Source organism: Phenylobacterium parvum (assembly GCF_003150835.1).
Lineage (GTDB): Bacteria > Pseudomonadota > Alphaproteobacteria > Caulobacterales > Caulobacteraceae > Phenylobacterium > Phenylobacterium parvum.
Map to the genome: position 1 here is coordinate 2,160,203 of NZ_CP029479.1, position 14,586 is coordinate 2,174,788.

Annotated in this window: 14 protein-coding genes; 7 read left to right on the top strand and 7 right to left on the bottom strand. The window is 68.7% G+C overall.

Annotation, left to right across the window (positions count from 1 at the left end; translation table 11 throughout):
* Window positions 1-188: 188 nt before the first annotated feature.
* Entirely contained in the window at window positions 189-2,909 is a 2,721-nt protein-coding gene (locus tag HYN04_RS10225; RefSeq protein WP_110450662.1) for a TonB-dependent receptor, read from the bottom strand.
* Window positions 2,910-3,178: 269 nt separating this feature from the next.
* On the opposite strand from HYN04_RS10225, the gene queC reads away from it, so the two are divergent.
* The 3 genes from queC to HYN04_RS10240 are packed head-to-tail and all read left to right on the top strand — an operon-like array spanning window position 3,179 to window position 4,927.
* Complete coding sequence (gene queC, locus HYN04_RS10230) at window positions 3,179-3,901, top strand: 7-cyano-7-deazaguanine synthase QueC (RefSeq protein ID WP_110450663.1); 723 nt, start codon at window positions 3,179-3,181, stop codon at window positions 3,899-3,901.
* The gene (queE, locus tag HYN04_RS10235) at window positions 3,898-4,530 is read left to right on the top strand and encodes a 7-carboxy-7-deazaguanine synthase (RefSeq protein WP_110450664.1); all 633 of its coding nucleotides are present in this window, start codon (window positions 3,898-3,900) and stop codon (window positions 4,528-4,530) included. The genes queC and queE overlap by 4 nt, the downstream gene beginning before the upstream one ends.
* 22 nt (window positions 4,531-4,552) lie before the next feature.
* Window positions 4,553-4,927 (top strand): 6-pyruvoyl trahydropterin synthase family protein, encoded by a 375-nt coding sequence (locus tag HYN04_RS10240; RefSeq protein WP_110450665.1) that lies wholly within the window; start codon window positions 4,553-4,555, stop codon window positions 4,925-4,927.
* 74 nt (window positions 4,928-5,001) lie between these two features.
* Here the strand turns inward: HYN04_RS10240 and HYN04_RS10245 are convergent, their stop codons facing one another.
* The 3 genes from HYN04_RS10245 to HYN04_RS10255 form a co-directional block, all read right to left on the bottom strand.
* A complete protein-coding gene (locus HYN04_RS10245; RefSeq protein ID WP_422385651.1) occupies window positions 5,002-5,733 on the bottom strand; it encodes a superoxide dismutase in 732 nt (243 codons plus the stop codon).
* 80 nt (window positions 5,734-5,813) lie between these two features.
* Complete coding sequence (gene aroC / locus HYN04_RS10250; protein WP_110450666.1) at window positions 5,814-6,899, bottom strand: chorismate synthase; 1,086 nt, start codon at window positions 6,897-6,899, stop codon at window positions 5,814-5,816.
* 15 nt (window positions 6,900-6,914) lie between these two features.
* A complete protein-coding gene (locus HYN04_RS10255; protein ID WP_241962608.1) occupies window positions 6,915-7,595 on the bottom strand; it encodes a dienelactone hydrolase family protein in 681 nt (226 codons plus the stop codon).
* Between the two features lie 70 nt (window positions 7,596-7,665).
* On the opposite strand from HYN04_RS10255, the gene pdxH reads away from it, so the two are divergent.
* The 3 genes from pdxH to HYN04_RS10270 are packed head-to-tail and all read left to right on the top strand — an operon-like array spanning window position 7,666 to window position 10,345.
* Entirely contained in the window at window positions 7,666-8,328 is a 663-nt protein-coding gene (gene pdxH, locus HYN04_RS10260) for a pyridoxamine 5'-phosphate oxidase (RefSeq protein ID WP_110450667.1), read from the top strand.
* The gene (locus tag HYN04_RS10265) at window positions 8,325-9,830 is read left to right on the top strand and encodes a bifunctional aminoglycoside phosphotransferase/ATP-binding protein (RefSeq protein WP_110450668.1); all 1,506 of its coding nucleotides are present in this window, start codon (window positions 8,325-8,327) and stop codon (window positions 9,828-9,830) included. Before pdxH ends, HYN04_RS10265 begins: the two co-directional genes overlap by 4 nt.
* Window positions 9,827-10,345 carry a thioredoxin family protein gene (locus HYN04_RS10270; RefSeq protein WP_110450669.1) on the top strand — a complete coding sequence of 173 codons (519 nt, stop codon included), beginning with the start codon at window positions 9,827-9,829 and terminating at the stop codon, window positions 10,343-10,345. Before HYN04_RS10265 ends, HYN04_RS10270 begins: the two co-directional genes overlap by 4 nt.
* Here the strand turns inward: HYN04_RS10270 and HYN04_RS10275 are convergent.
* A complete protein-coding gene (locus HYN04_RS10275) occupies window positions 10,342-11,454 on the bottom strand; it encodes an NAD(P)/FAD-dependent oxidoreductase (protein ID WP_110450670.1) in 1,113 nt (370 codons plus the stop codon). The two genes, HYN04_RS10270 and HYN04_RS10275, sit on opposite strands and share 4 nt — an antisense overlap.
* 169 nt (window positions 11,455-11,623) lie before the next feature.
* Here HYN04_RS10275 and HYN04_RS10280 point away from each other — a divergent pair, with 169 nt between their 5' ends.
* Entirely contained in the window at window positions 11,624-12,115 is a 492-nt protein-coding gene (locus tag HYN04_RS10280) for an Lrp/AsnC family transcriptional regulator (protein WP_110450671.1), read from the top strand.
* Between the two features lies 1 nt (window position 12,116).
* Here the strand turns inward: HYN04_RS10280 and pgsA are convergent, their stop codons facing one another.
* The gene (gene pgsA, locus HYN04_RS10285) at window positions 12,117-12,683 is read right to left on the bottom strand and encodes a CDP-diacylglycerol--glycerol-3-phosphate 3-phosphatidyltransferase (protein ID WP_110450672.1); all 567 of its coding nucleotides are present in this window, start codon (window positions 12,681-12,683) and stop codon (window positions 12,117-12,119) included.
* A complete protein-coding gene (gene uvrC / locus HYN04_RS10290; RefSeq protein ID WP_110450673.1) occupies window positions 12,683-14,569 on the bottom strand; it encodes an excinuclease ABC subunit UvrC in 1,887 nt (628 codons plus the stop codon). The genes pgsA and uvrC overlap by 1 nt, the downstream gene beginning before the upstream one ends.
* Window positions 14,570-14,586 lie beyond the last annotated feature (17 nt).

A 14,586-nucleotide genomic window follows, 5' to 3' on the forward strand; every position in this document is an offset into this window, starting at 1 on the left:
GTCAGGTGAGGAGGGTCGCAAGTCAACGGGCGCCGCAGCGTAAACTGGACGCCTCGCCTGCTTTGGACTGACAATGTTGCCGGAAAGCCCGAAAGTTTCGACATTTCTGTCAGAAAAGAGGGCTTTCAGGTTGAAACGGTTTCGCCGTGAGCCGGCCGCCCCTGCGACTCAGGGGCGGCCGGAACCGGTCAGAACTTGTACTGCAGCTCGATGCCGTAGATCCGGGGCGGAGCCACCGAGTAGCTCTTGGTGATGCCCTGGACCTGGGGGGTCGTGGCGCCTGTCGCCGAGAGGATGTAGCCCGCCTCCCGGTTGCCGACGGCGCCCGCGTCGTAGCTGATGTTGTCCGTGAGGTTCTTGCCGTAGGCGATGATCTTGTAGCGGTTGTCCGCAGAGGACCATGTCAGGCGGGCATCGATCTGGTCCCAGTCCGGAGCCTCGGTGTACCAGCGCTGGAAGACCGTGCCGTACTGCTTGTCCCGCCAGAAGTAGCTGAGCGACCCGGCGAGGGAGCCAGCCTCGAACTCCCAGGTGTAGTTGACGTTCAACGCCACCTTGTTCTTGGCCGCGTTGGGCAGGGCGCTGCCCTCGAGGCTCTGCGTGCGGGTATAGTTCACGCCCGCCGTGGGGGTGTAGGCGTCGACCGGGCAGGCCGTCACGCCGCCTGTGACCACCGCGCACTGGGCGAAGGTCAGCAGGGGCTTCGCCTTCGGGTCGATGGCCGTCGGGTCGACGGAGTCGACCGCCGTCCCCTCCTGGATCTCCGTGTTGTTGTAGGAGTAGTTGAACAGGATCTGGAGGTTGTCGATCGGCTGCCAGGTCGTCTCCAGCTCAAAGCCCTGCGAGATGGACTTGGGCACATTGTAGAAGTCCGTTGCCGTCGTCGGCCCCGGCCCGAAGGCTGGCACCGCGCCCGTCGATACCCGGGTGATGGGGATCTGCAGGTTATCGTACATGTAGTGGAACAGGGCCATGTTCGTCTGGAGGGTCGGCCCAAAGTTCTTCTTCAGTCCAATCTCAAAAGAGTCGACCATCTCCTTGTCGGTAGTCGGGAAATAACTCAGAACTGTGAAGATACCGATGTTAAAGCCACCCGCCTTGTATCCCTTGCTGTACTTTCCGTAGAGCATGGTGTCTTCGTCGGGCTTCCATTCCAGGCCCGCAGTTCCCGTCACGGCCTCCCAGCTCTGCCGCTGACGCCGCGTGGCGAACCCGGTGGCGGGATCATAGGTCGTCGGTCCCACCACGCCTGGCTTCAGGACGTCGCCCGACGACACGACGCTGCCGAGCTGGGTCAGGTCGATGATGGGCGGGACGCCGAGGGCGGAGAAGTCGCATCCCGGCACCGCAAAACAGGTGATCCGGACGGACTCCTGGCCCCACTTCTCGTCGTGCGAGTAGCGCAGGCCCAGGGTGGTCTTCCAGGTCTCATTCAGCTGCCAGTCGACCTGGCCAAAGACGGCGTACGACTCCGAATGGACGTCCGGACGGTTGTCGAAGCGCCGGAAATCACCGGTCGTCGCGGGGCAGACGCCGCCTGTCTGGGCGCAGAGGAAACCGAAGGCGAACGGACCATTCCACTGGGGCTGCCGCGGGTTGGTCGTGTAGACCGGCTGGGTGTAGTGCTGCTTGAAGTAATAGGCGCCGGCAACCCACTGGAGAGGGCTATCATTTGTCGAGATCACATTGATCTCATGGCTCCAAAAGGAGTTGTCCTCCTGATAGTTGAAGGCCTCGCTGGGGTTGATCACCAGGGGCCCGCGGGCCCCCAGGGCCGGCAGCGTGTAGGAGGCGATCGGCGCAGCGCGGTTGGTGTCGGTCGTGCCCTGCAGGATGTAGTGATAGTGCACCCCGCCGGTCAGGTATTTCACGTCGAAGTTGTCGGCGTGATAGATCCACTCGTTGGCGATGGTCAGGGCCACGGGCAGCGTGACCTTGTAGGGCACCTGCCGGGCCATCTTCCAGGGGCTTTCCTTGGCGGGGTTCGAGCAGCCCGTGGGATTGAGGTTCACCACATTTGTGACGCCCGTCGCAATCGGGCCATTGTAGCAGGCGAAGCCCTGGTTGGGCTGGGTCGCCCCGGGGGGAGAGAAATAGGTCGGCCAGTCATATGGCGTCCAGTTGCCGGAGGCGGCGCCCGGACCGCCCGCACCGTTGCGCCACTGGGTGCCGATGACCTTCAGCCAGGTCTCGAGCTTGTCGTTGAAGTCGATCTTGACCTGGAGCTCGGTGGTCCACTCGTTCCGGACGTTGCCCTCGTCAGGCATGCCCGGGACCATGTTGTCTATCCAGCCATTGCTCTGGTTGAACCAGTTACCCGAAAGGCGGATGCCGATCCTGTCATTGAGGGGAAGCGAATAGGTCGCCTCCAGGCTGGTGGCGCCGTAGTTGTCGACGCCAAAGCGCGCTTCGCCGCCAGCCTCCTTCGAGGGACGCTTGGAAATGATGTTCAGGGCGCCGCCGATGGAGTTCCGGCCGTAGAGGGTGCCCTGCGGTCCGCGCAGCACTTCGACCCGGTCAATGTACATGGTGGAGGCGCCGGCCCGGACTGCAAAGGTCTCGTAGATGCCGTCGGCATAGTTCGCGACCGCGGCGTCCGCGGACAGCACGTTGGTCAGGCGGCCCACGCCCCGCAGGGACACCCGGTCGGTCGAGCTGTTGTACTGCAGGCCGGGGGTGAAGTTCGTGATGTCCTGGATCGTGTTGATCCCGATCAGGTCCCGCTTGGCGGCCGAGAAGGCGGACACCGCCACCGGCACGTCCTGTAGGCTCTGCTCCCGCTTCTCGGCGGTGACGACGAGCTCCTCGATCACATTGGACGATTGGGCGAAAGCGGCCTGGGAAGTCGCCGCAATGGCGAAACCGGACGCAGAGACGCAAAGAATGCGCTTCAGACTCGACGAACTCATGACTCGATCCTCCCCCCGGTGGAAACAGCCCGGTTTTGATGATTATGTTTACTTTGTAAGCGACTCCCTTGAATCCCCGCCTGCGGGAATACTCAACATTACAGAGAGTTTAGCATGGGGAACCTAAGTCAATTCATCCTCACTCAACATTTCGTGAGGGTGCAATGCACAACAAATCGCTCCATACCGACCCTTCTGGAAACTGAATCCTTACTCAGCAAGGAAGTCCGGGATTTTGCATCGCAGCGTAAGCGAGGGTATTGAAGCGCATGATCCACACCGACCACGCCCTGGTGCTGTTCTCGGGCGGGCAGGACTCCGCCGCCTGCCTGGCCTGGGCCCTGGACCGCTATGCGCATGTGGAGACGGTCGGCTTTGATTATGGCCAGCGCCATGCGGTCGAGATGGTCCAGAGGGCGATAGTGCTGGACAGGGTGCGGCAAGCCTTCCCGGAGTGGGCGCCGAGACTCGGCACGGATCATCGCCTCGACCTCTCGGCCTTCGGGGCCATCGGCGAGACGGCCCTGACCTCGGAGCGCGCCTTCGAGATGACGGAACGGGGCCTGCCCAACACCTTCGTGCCCGGACGCAACCTCGTCTTCCTGACCTGGGCGGCCGCCCTGGCGGACAGGCGGGGCCTGGGGCGCCTTGTCGGCGGCATGTGCGAAACGGATTTCTCGGGCTATCCCGACTGCCGCCGCGACACCCTCGACGCCCTGCAGGCGGCGCTCAACCTGGGCATGGACCGGAGCTTTGTGATCGACACGCCCCTGATGCGCCTGACCAAGGCGCAGACATGGGCCCTGACCCTCGGGCTGGGCGGCCAGGCCCTTGTCGACATTGTCCTTGAGGACACCCACACCTGCTATGCTGGCGAACGCGGCGCCCGGCAGGACTGGGGGCATGGCTGCGGCGCCTGCCCGGCCTGCGAACTGCGCGCCCGCGGCTGGCGGGAATGGGAGGCGGCGGGTCGCCCTGCACTGGCCGCATGAGCTACGCGGTCAAGGAGATCTTCCTGACCCTTCAGGGCGAAGGCGGACAGGCGGGCCGGGCCGCGGTCTTCTGTCGCTTCGCCGGCTGCAACCTCTGGTCTGGCCGGGAAGAGGACCGGGCGACGGCGGCCTGCAACTTCTGCGACACGGACTTCGTGGGCATGGATGGCCCGGGCGGGGGGCGGTTCGGCTCCGCCGAGGCCCTGGCTGACGCGATCCGGGAGGCCTGGCGCGGCGGCTTAGAGGACCGGCTGGTGGTGCTGACCGGGGGCGAACCTCTTCTCCAGGTCGACCCCGCACTGATCGGCGCCCTGCACGACCGCGGCTTCAGCATCGCCCTCGAGACCAACGGCTCCCTCCCCTGCCCGCCCGGTGTCGACTGGATCTGCGTCAGTCCCAAGGGCCAGGTCCCGGTCGTTCAGATGGCGGGACAGGAGCTCAAGCTGGTTTTTCCCCAGCCGGGCGTCGATCCGGCCGCCTTCGAGGGCTGGGACTTCGAGCGCTTCCTCCTGCAGCCCATGGATGGTCCCCGGCTGGCCGAAGCCACCCGGGCGGCGATCGACTATTGCCTTTCGCACCCGCGCTGGCGTTTAAGCGTCCAGACCCACAAGACCCTCGGCATTCCCTGAGCGGTTCGCCGACCCGCCCGATATGACCCAGCGCCAGTTCGAAATCACCAAGGCCGCGACCTTTGACGCCGCGCATTACCTGACGGAGGGGCCCGAGGACCGGCCCTACCGACGGCTGCACGGTCATTCCTTCCGGGTCGAGGCCTCGGTCAGGGGCGCAGCCGACGGGCCTGTCGGCTGGGTCGCCGACCTGGCTGACCTCGACTCCGACCTGCGTGCGGCGGCGGGAGAACTGGACCACGGGCTCCTGAATGACACGCCAGGGCTGGAGCGCCCTACGCTCGAGACCCTCTGCGCCTGGTTCGCAGACCGCCTCGCGGCCCGGTATCCGGGGCTCTCGAGGATTACGGTGTCCCGGCCCACACTGGGCGAGTCCTGCACCCTGACCCTCGGCTGAGTCCCCAGACGAGGCAGGAACCCGGAAGCCATGGCGCCCCCGAAGGGCGGAGCTCCGGATGAACCCGGGAAACCCTACTTGCCCTTGCGGGTGGCCGCCTCGAACAGGCGGTTGGCCTCGTTCCAGTTCAGCACGCCCCACCAGCCCGAAAGGTAGGCCCCGCGGTTGTTCTGGTGCTTGAGGTAATAGGCGTGCTCCCAGACATCATTGGCGATGACCGGCGCGCCCTTGACCGGGGCGTCGCCCATCAGGGGGTTGTCCTGGTTCGGCGTGCTGGTCACCGCCAGGCGGTCGCCCGTCCAGATGAGCCAGGCCCAGCCTGAGCCGAAGCGCTGGGCGCCTGCGGCCTGGAAGGCCTCCTTGAAGGCTTCAAGCGAGCCAAAGTCCTTGCGGATCTGCGCAGCCAGCGCCGCAGAGGGCTCGCCGCCCTGGCCGGCGGGCGCCATCAGCTTCCAGAAAAGGGTGTGGTTGTAGTGGCCGCCGCCATTGTTGCGGATGGCCGGCGGCAGGCTCGCCACATCGGCCAGCAGGGCCTCGAGGGACTTGCCCTGCAGGGCTGGGTTGGCCTTCACCGCCGCATTGAGGTTGTTCACGTAGCCCTGGTGGTGCTTGCCGTGATGGATGCGCATGGTCTGGGCGTCGATCACCGGCTCCAGGGCCTCGTAGGCATAGGGCAGGGGCGCGAGGCTGAAGGGTTCTGCGCGGGCCGGAGCCTGGGCCGGGGCGGCGGGCGCCGAGGCCGCGAGGGCGAGCCCGGGCAGGCTGAGGGCGACGGCGGCGGCGGCGAGGCGTGCAAACATGGGCATGGGGGCTCCTGGCGCTCCGGGGGACGACTTCGGGGCAGATGGGCCCGGCCGGCCCGGTCTGCAATCTCAGGTCGCAGGAACTACCCGGCTTGCCCGCGGTGCCGCAGGAAGGCATCGGCCAGCACGCAGGCGGTCATGGCCTCCACCACCGGCACGGCCCGGATGCCGACGCAGGGGTCATGCCGGCCCTTGGTTCGCAGGTCGATCTCCTCGCCGTCGGCATTCACCGACTGGCGCAGGGTCAGGATGGACGAGGTGGGCTTGAAGGCGATCCGCGCCGTGACCGGCTGGCCGCTGGAAATGCCCCCCAGGATTCCCCCGGCATGGTTCGACAGGAAGACCGGGCCCTCAGGACCCATCCGCATCTCGTCGGCGTTCGCTTCGCCGGAAAGCGCGGCCGAGGCGAACCCGTCGCCGATCTCCACGCCCTTGGCGGCGTTGATCGACATCAGGGCCGCGGCGAGCTCGGCGTCCAGCTTGCCGTAGAGGGGCGCGCCCCATCCGGCGGGAACCCCGGTCGCCTCGACCTCGATGATCGCCCCGGTGGACGAGCCGGCCTTGCGTACCTGCTCGAGGTGCGACTCCCAGACTTCAACAATGCCGGCGTCGGGCGCCCAGAAGGGATTCTCCGTCCGCTGGTCCCAGTCGAAGCGGGACCGGTCGATGGCGTGCGGACCGATCTGCACGACCGCGGCCCGGATGGAGACACCGGGAAGGACCTTGCGGGCGACGGCGCCCGCCGCCACCCGCGCGGCGGTCTCCCGCGCCGAGGAGCGGCCTCCGCCGCGATAGTCGCGGACCCCGTACTTGGCGTCGTAGGTGTAGTCGGCGTGACCCGGCCGGTAGGCCCGGGCGATCTCGGAATAGTCGCGGCTGCGCGGGTCGACGTTCTCGATCATCAGCGAGATGGGCGTCCCGGTGGTGATCGGCCCGCCGGTGCGCTCGTCCTCAAAGACCCCGGACAGGATCCGCACGGCGTCGGGCTCCTGTCTCTGGGTCACGAACTTGCCCTGGCCCGGCCGGCGCTGGTCCAGGAAGACCTGGATGTCCTCGGCGGTCAGGGACAGGCCGGGCGGACAGCCATCCACCACGCAGCCCAGGGCGGGCCCGTGGCTCTCGCCCCAGGTGGTCACGCGGAACAGGTGGCCAAAGGTGTTGTGCGACATGCGGAAGGGTCCGGCCTAGCCGCCGTTCGCATGGAACAGCGCCAGGGTCCGCTCGCGGGCCAGCTTGGCGCTCGGCTCGTGGTAGTCGGTCCGCCGGTCGGACTGGAAGCCATGGCCCGCGTCGTAGATGTACACCCCCACCTCGGGATGCAGTTCGGCCACCCGCTCCACACCGGGCAAGGGGATGCCGTGGTCGTGAGCGCCGAAGTGCAGGATGGTCGGGCACTTCGGCTCCAGGTTCGCCTGGGTCGGGATCATGCCCCCGTAATAGCCGGAGGCGGCGGCCAGGTCGCCGGACCGGGCCGCCATGGCCCAGGTGACAGAACCGCCATAGCAGTAGCCGGTCATGAAGACGGGGCCCTTGCCCTTCAGGGCGTCGATGCAGGTCTGGGCGTCCTTGAGCGAGACCTCGAAGTCATGAAGCTGCCGGGCCACCTGGATGGCGCGCTGGATGTCTTCTTCCGAATAGGTGGCCTCGAAGCCAGGGACCTCGCGGTCGTAGAGGGCCGGGGCCAGGACCTCGTAGCCCAGGTCAGCGAAGAGGTCGCACTGCTCGCGGATGTGCTCGGTGACGCCGAAGATCTCCTGGATCAGGACCAGGCCGCCCCGCCGCTCGCCAGTCGGCTCGACGTGGTAGACGCCGATCTCGGCGCCGTCGCTCATCTGCATCCGGATCATCTGTCCGCGCATGGGCATGGCGATCCCTCCTCGCTCCCGTGTCCGGCTAGCCATACCTTTGGCGGCCCGCCTGCGCTATAGGGCGCGCATGAGCGCCAAGCCCCCCATCCCCCCGTCGCCCACCGAAGACGAGTACCTCAAGGCCGTCGCCAGCGCCGACCTTCCGCCCCTTACGGCGGAGGACCCGGTGGGCCTCTTCGCCGAGTGGCTGGCCGAGGCGGTGAAGTCCGAGGTCAATGATCCCAACGCCATGGCCCTGGCCACCGTCGATGCCGGCGGCCTGCCCGACGTGCGCATGGTCCTGCTGAAGGACGCCGGCCCCGACGGCTTCGTCTTCTACACCAACCTTGGCAGCGCCAAGGGCCAGCAGCTGGCCGCCAGCGGCAAGGCCGCCCTGCTCTTCCACTGGAAGTCCCTGCGCCGCCAGGTGCGGGTCCGGGGAATGGTCACGCCGGTCAGCGCCGAGGAGGCGGACGCCTACTGGGCCACCCGGGCCCGTCCCGCCCAGCTGGGCGCCTGGGCCTCGCAGCAGTCCCAGCCCCTGCCCGACCGCCTCGCCTTCGAGAAGGCCATCGCCGCCTACGGGGTGAAGTTCGGCCTCGGCAAGGCGCCGCGTCCGCCGCATTGGTCGGGCTTCCGCCTGACGCCCTCGCACATCGAGTTCTGGCGGGACCGGCCCTTCCGCCTGCACGAGCGGCTGGTGTTCGACGCCGCCCCGGGCGGCTGGACCACGAGCCGGCTCTATCCGTGAGCCAGGCGGCCGACGACGGGGCGGAGGTCGACGCCTTCTTCACCGCCCTCGGCGGCCGCCGGATCGAGACCGCCTGCAACCGCGTCTACCTGGCCGGCGACACGGCCTGGAAGGTCAAGCGGCCGGTCGACCTGGGCTATGTGGACTTCACCACCCTTGAACTGCGAAGACGCGCGGCCGAGCGCGAGATCGCCTTCAACACCGCCGCGGCGCCGGACATCTACCGTCGGGTCCACGCCGTCACCCGGTGCACGGACGGCCTCGAGTTGGATGGCCAGGGCCCGGCGGTCGACTACGTCGTGGAGATGCGGCGCTTTGATGAAGGCTCGGTCCTGTCGGCCCGGCCTGAGGTCGTGGACGGCGCACTTGCCGAGGCCCTCGGCCGCGAGATTGCGCGCCTGCACGCCGCCACACCCCTGCGCCCCGAGGGCGGCGGGGCGTCCGGGCTGGCCTACACCATCGACTCCAACGCCCATCTCCTCACCGGCCTGGCGGACCGCCTCGGGCGGGAAACGGTCAGAGCCGTGATCGCCGGGACAGCGGACGCCTTCGCCGCCGCCACCCCGCTCCTGGAGGCCCGCCGCCGGGGCGGGTTCACGCGCCGTTGCCACGCCGACCTGCACCTCGGAAACATCCTCCTGGAGAACGGCCGGCCCGTCCTCTTCGACTGCATCGAGTTCAACGACACGCTGTCGGACATCGACGTCCAGTACGACCTCGCCTTCCTCCTGATGGACCTCGATTTCCGGGGCCGGCGCGACGCCGCCTGCCGGGTGCTGGACGCCTGGCTGGACGAGACCGCCCGGCGGGAGGACAGGGCCCTGCGCGAAGGCCTCGCCGCCCTGCCCCTCATGATGTCGGTCCGGGCCGTGGTGCGCGCGCACGTCGAGGCCAATTCCGGCCATGACGCGACGGGCCGGGCCTACCTGGAAGCGGCGCTCCGGCACCTGCAGCCTGGGCCACCTAGGCTCTTCGCGGTGGGGGGGATGTCGGGGACCGGAAAGACCACCCTGGCCCGCGCCGCCGCGCCGCAGCTGGGCGCCTCGCCGGGGGCCGTGGTCCTGCGCTCGGATGAGATCCGCAAGCGGCTCTCAGGCGTGACCCCGACGGATCGCCTCCCGCCTGAGGCCTATGAATCGGACATGTCGGCCCGGGTGCACGAGTCCCTTTTCGCCGAGGCGGAGGATCTCCTGGCCGCGGGGCGGAGCGTGATCCTCGACGCCACCTTCCTAGACCCCGGACACAGGGCCCGGGCCGCGGACCTGGCGGGGCGGTGTGGGACGCCCCTGGGCGCGGTCTGGCTGGAGGCGTCGGTGGATCTCCTGCGCGCCCGGCTCGCCGGTCGGTCCGGCGATGCCTCCGACGCCACCCCGGAGACCCTGGACCTACAGGTCCAGCGGGCGCCGGGCCCGATTGAATGGCCTTGTCTCGGGACCGACCTTGACGTGACCGCAGCCGCGCTGGAAGCCTTTGCGCGAACCCCCGGAGCCCCGCCGAAATGAACCGTCGTCGCCTCATCCTGACTGCCGCCGCTGCGACAGCCGCCGCACAGCCTGCGCTTGCCGCCAAACCGGCGCCCCGGCTTTCGGTCAAGACCTTCGCCGAGCTCAAGACCCCCCTGCCCCTGCCATATGACGAAGCGGCCGACGCCAGAGCCGTCGTCGACCGCGCCCGGGCCCAGGCGCGACGCCAGGGCAAGCGCCTCCTCATCGACCTGGGCGGCAACTGGTGCCCCGACTGCCGCATCCTGGCCGGGACCATGGCCCTTCCCGAGTTCGACCGGTTCCTGAAGACCCACTTCGTGGTGGTGATGGTCGACGTCGGGCGCTTTGACCGGAACCTGCAGATCCCCGCCCGTTACGGGATCACAGGACGCCTGCCGGGCGTACCGGCGCTCCTGGTGATCGACCCCAAGACCGACAAGCTCCTGAATCCCGGAAACTTCTCCGCCCTGTCCAACGCGCGGGGCATGTCGCCCCAGGCCCTGGCGGACTGGGTCGCCGGCTGGGCCGCCTAAAGCCCCAGGCGGGCGGCGACCTCGTCGCCAATGGCCAGGGAGCTGGTCAGTCCGGGGCTTTCAATGCCGAACAGGACCACCAGGCCGTCCATCGCGTGCGCCTCCGGGCCTTCGATCCGGAAGTCGGGCTGAGTTTCGTCCGGGCCATGCAGCTTGGGCCGGACCCCCGCATAGTCGGGCTGTAGGGCCCCATCCGGAAGGGCTGGCCAGAACTTGCGGATGTAGGCGGTGAAGACCTCCGCCCGGGCCGGATCCACCGAATAGTCCGGTGCTTCCACGAACTCGAGGTCGGGACCAAAGACGGCCTGCCCGCCGAGATCCCGGCGATAGTGCGTGCCCAGGGCCCCGTGGATCGGCGGCGGATAGATGAGGCGGGCGAAGGGCGCCCGGCCCGATAGCCGGAAGTAGACGCCCTTGCCAAAGTGCGCCGCCGGGATGGCGGCCGCGGGAAAGCCCTCGATCCGACGCGCCACCGCCTGGGCGTCAAGGCCGGGCGCCGTGACCAGCCGCCCGGTAGTGAGGACGGTGGGATCCGCCCCGCCCGTCCGGACCCTCCAGCCGCCCCCCGCCAGGGGCTCGGCGCCCTCGAACGGCGTGGACAGGGCCACTGCACCGCCGCGGGCCTCGATCTCGCCCTGCAGGGCCAGCATGTAGCCGTGGCTGTCGAAGACGCCGCTTTCCGGTGAGACCAGCGCCGCGTCGCATTGCAGCTCCGGCTCCAGGGCGCGAGCCTGCGCCACCGTCAGGATTTCCATCCCCTCGACGTCATTGGTCCGCGCCTGGGCGAGGATGCCGTCCAGCCGGGCGAGTTCCTCCGGGCCGTTGAACACCACCAGCTTGCCGCAGCGGTCGTAGGCCACTCCGTGCGCCTCCAGGAAGGCGTAGAGGGCCCGCCGACCGGTCACGCACAGTCGCGCCTTGAGTGAGCCGGTCGGATAGTAGAGCCCGCCGTGGATGACTTCGGAGTTCCGGGCGGAGACCCCCTCGCCGATGCGCGGGCCGGCCTCCAAGACCACCGTCGACTGGCCCCTGCGGGCCAGGGCGTAGCCGCAGGCCAGGCCCACGGCGCCCGCCCCCACCACCACGGCGTCAAAGTCGAACCCGGACATGCCCCACGCCTAGCCGACTTGCCGCGGAAAGCAAGACATCGCCGCCGCCGGCCGGTATCGCGGGAGGGTATTGCGCCGGGGCGTGGTTCCGGGGCAAAAGCCTGCGCGAAGTCGCAGGGATCGGCGCCCTTTCGGGAAGATCCGTGCGCCAGACCTGCAAGGAGTCCGCGTGCCGGAGACCCTGGACGCCATCGACGCCCGGATACTGGAGCTGATCCAGAACGACGCCGGACTCTCCGTGGCCGAGATCGCCGAACGGGTCGGCCTGTCCTCCAGTCCCTGCTGGCGGCGGATCAAGCGCCTCGAGGACACAGGGATCATCCAGCGCCGGGTGACCATACTCGACCGCGAGAAGCTGGGCCTGTCCTTCGAGGTCTACTGCACCGTCAAGCTGGCCCTGCCGACCAAGGACAACCTCGACGCCTTCGACCAGGCGATCTCGGGCATGCCCGAGGTGGTCCAGTGCGCCACGGTCACTGGATCGGCGGATTACGAGCTGCGGATCGTGACCCGGGACATGCCGGCCTTCGACGCCTTCCTCAGGGAGGAGCTCCTCTCCCTCGGGCTGGTTTCGAACATCGAGAGCCGGATCGTCATCCGGTCCGTGAAAAACACCACGGCCGCGCCCCTGGGGCTCATCACCCCGCACGTCCCCGGCTAGTTCAGGCCAGTCCGGCAAGACCCCGCCGGGTCTGGAGCAGGTACTCGACCCCGGTCCAGACGGTCAGGACCGCGGCGACCCAGACCAGGCCAAGAGGCAGGAGCGGCGGCAGGGCCGGAAACAGGCCGACCCCCAACATGGCCGTCAGGGCGACCAGCTGCACCGCCGTCTTCCACTTGGCGAGGCCGGTGACCGGCAGCTTCAGGCCCCTTGAGGCCCCCACTTCACGAAGGGCGCTGACGGCGAATTCGCGGAACAGGATCAGGCCAGCCGGCAGGGCGAAGGCCGGGCCGGCGCCCGCCGCCATCAGGCCCACGACGGCGCCGCAGACGAGGATCTTGTCGCCGATCGGATCCAGGATGGTCCCCCAGACCGTGACGGCGTCGAACCGCCGGGCCAGCCAGCCATCGAGGAAGTCCGTCACCGCGGCGATGGCGAAGGCCCAGAAGGCGAAGGCCGCCAGCTGGCCCCCGGGGTCCCGGCCGGCGCCGATCGCGACAAGGGCGGCGAACATGGCCAGGGTCAGGAGGATGCGGGCGGTGGACAGGATGTTGGGAAGGGCCTTCATCAGCGCTCCTTGTGGAAGGCGGCGAATATGCGTTCGGCGAGGGCGCGGCTGACGCCATCCACCTTCTCGAGATCGTCGGCGGAAGCCCGGGCCACGCCGGCGGCGGACCCGAAGGCATGCAGGAGGGCCCGCTTGCGGCCCGGACCGATCCCGTCGATCTCGTCCAGCGGATTGCGCCGGAGGTCGGCGGCCCGCCGGGCCCGGTGGCTTCCGATGGCGTAGCGGTGAGCCTCGTCGCGCAGCCTCTGCAGGAAGTAGAGGACCGGACTCTTGGGTTCCAGCATGAAGGGCGGCTGGCCGGGCAGGAAGAAGCGCTCGAGGCCTGCGTCCCGGTCGGGGCCCTTGGCCACGCCGACCACGGGGATGTCGTCGACCCCCAGTTCGGTCAGGACCTCCAGGGCCGCACCCAGCTGGCCACCGCCTCCGTCGATCAGAACCAGGTCCGGTCGCACCGTGGTCTCGCCGGAGCCGCCTTCACGGACCAGGCGGCCGAAGCGTCGCCGAAGGACCTCGCGCATCATGCCGTAGTCGTCGCCGGGGGTGAGTTCCGTGCTGCGGATGTTGAACTTGCGGTACTGGGCCTTCTGGAAGCCCTCGGGTCCCGCCACGATCATGCCGCCGACCGCGTTGGTCCCCATGATGTGGCTGTTGTCGTAGACCTCGATCCGCTGGGGCGGCGCGTCGAGGCCAAAGGCTTCGGCAACCCCGGTAAGGAGCTTGGACTGAGCGGAGCCTTCCGCCAGCCGGCGGCCCAGAGCCTCCCTGGCGTTGGTCAGGGCCTCATCGACCAGGGCGCGCTTCTCGCCCCGTTCCGGCCTGCGGATCTCGACCTTCCGTCCCGACTTCAGGCTGAAGGCTTCGGCCAGGAGGTCAACCTCTTCGGGCTCGCAGCTCGCCAGGATGAGCTTCGGGATCGGCCGGTCGTCGTAGAACTGGCCGATGAAGGCCGCGAGGATCGCCGGGTCCGGATCAGTGCGGTCGATGCGCGGGAAATAGGCCCGGTTGCCCCAGTTCTGGCCCGCCCGGAAAAAGAACACCTGGACGCAGGCCTGGCCGCCGTCGCTGTGCAGGGCGAAGACATCCGCCTCCTCGAGGCTCTCGGGATTGACCAGGGTCTCCTGGCTAACGGCCGCCAGGGCCCGGATGCGGTCGCGGAGGCGGGCGGCCTGCTCGAACTCCATGTCATCCGAGGCCGCCTGCATCGCCTCCGACAGCCGGGTCATCACCGCCCGGCTCCGGCCGCGCAGGAAGTCCTCGGCCTGGTCCACCAGGGCGGCGTAGTCCTCAAGGCTGATCGCACCCGTACATGGGGCGGCGCAGCGGCGGATCTGGTGCAGCATGCACGGACGGGTCCGGCCCTCGTAGACGCTGTCCGTGCAGGACCGCAGGAGAAAGGCCTTCTGAAGGGTGTTGAGGGTGCGGTTCACCGCGTTCGCCGAGGCGAAGGGGCCGAAATAGTCGCCCCTGAGGGTATGGGCGCCGCGGTGCTTGCGCAGCTGGGCGGCGGGATGGTCGCGCCGGATGACGATCTCGGGAAAGCTCTTGTCGTCGCGCAGCAGGACGTTGAAGCGCGGCTTCATCTGCTTGATCAGGTTGATCTCGAGCAGGAGGGCGTCGGTCTCGGTCCGGGTGGTGACGAACTCCATGCCCCGGGTCAGGTCGACCATCAGGGCGATGCGCTGGGTGTGGAAGCGGCCCTGGGCGTACTGCAGCACCCGCTTCTTCAGCGACCGGGCCTTGCCGACGTAGAGGACCTCGCCGCCCTCGCCGATCATCCGGTAGACGCCGGGGCCGTCCGGCAGGCGGCGCACCTGGTCGCGGATCAGGGCCGCCCCGGTCAGGGGCGCGCCTTCGGCCAGGGCGTGGGGTTCGGCGTCCGGGGACATGCCCCACCTATAGGCGA

Coding starts and splice junctions, on each gene's coding strand:
- HYN04_RS10255 (WP_241962608.1), bottom strand. CDS start 7,595: ATGCCCATGCGCGGACAGATGATCCGGATGCAGATGAGCGACGGCGCC.
- queC (WP_110450663.1), top strand. CDS start 3,179: ATGATCCACACCGACCACGCCCTGGTGCTGTTCTCGGGCGGGCAGGAC.
- HYN04_RS10275 (WP_110450670.1), bottom strand. CDS start 11,454: ATGTCCGGGTTCGACTTTGACGCCGTGGTGGTGGGGGCGGGCGCCGTG.
- HYN04_RS10270 (WP_110450669.1), top strand. CDS start 9,827: ATGAACCGTCGTCGCCTCATCCTGACTGCCGCCGCTGCGACAGCCGCC.
- aroC (WP_110450666.1), bottom strand. CDS start 6,899: ATGTCGCACAACACCTTTGGCCACCTGTTCCGCGTGACCACCTGGGGC.
- HYN04_RS10240 (WP_110450665.1), top strand. CDS start 4,553: ATGACCCAGCGCCAGTTCGAAATCACCAAGGCCGCGACCTTTGACGCC.
- uvrC (WP_110450673.1), bottom strand. CDS start 14,569: ATGTCCCCGGACGCCGAACCCCACGCCCTGGCCGAAGGCGCGCCCCTG.
- HYN04_RS10245 (WP_422385651.1), bottom strand. CDS start 5,733: ATGCCCATGTTTGCACGCCTCGCCGCCGCCGCCGTCGCCCTCAGCCTG.
- queE (WP_110450664.1), top strand. CDS start 3,898: ATGAGCTACGCGGTCAAGGAGATCTTCCTGACCCTTCAGGGCGAAGGC.
- HYN04_RS10225 (WP_110450662.1), bottom strand. CDS start 2,909: ATGAGTTCGTCGAGTCTGAAGCGCATTCTTTGCGTCTCTGCGTCCGGT.
- pdxH (WP_110450667.1), top strand. CDS start 7,666: ATGAGCGCCAAGCCCCCCATCCCCCCGTCGCCCACCGAAGACGAGTAC.
- pgsA (WP_110450672.1), bottom strand. CDS start 12,683: ATGAAGGCCCTTCCCAACATCCTGTCCACCGCCCGCATCCTCCTGACC.